1 protein-coding gene is annotated in these 245 nt (G+C 28.6%); it reads right to left on the minus strand.

Going from position 1 to position 245, the window contains the following annotated elements:
• Window positions 1-245 (minus strand): hypothetical protein (locus EGM88_RS15880; RefSeq protein ID WP_162497599.1); only part of this gene is annotated, 245 nt, incomplete at both ends.

The raw sequence follows: 245 nt of genomic DNA on the forward strand, positions 1-245 counted from the left end.
TTATCTGTATTGTCTAAGTAATTAGATAAATCAACCGTACCACCATCTTCTAATGTTAAGATGTTATTATCAATACTTAATTTTTGATCATCTGAACTAGAGCTAGCAATATCAACAGTTTGGGTATTACCATTTTCTAAAGTAATAGTTAAGATAGTACCATTCAAACTAAAGTCAGATATCTTTTGATTATCTGTATTGTCTAAGTAATTAGATAAATCAACCGTACCACCATCTTCTAATGT

Source organism: Aureibaculum marinum (assembly GCF_003813905.1).
Classification (GTDB): domain Bacteria; phylum Bacteroidota; class Bacteroidia; order Flavobacteriales; family Flavobacteriaceae; genus Aureibaculum; species Aureibaculum marinum.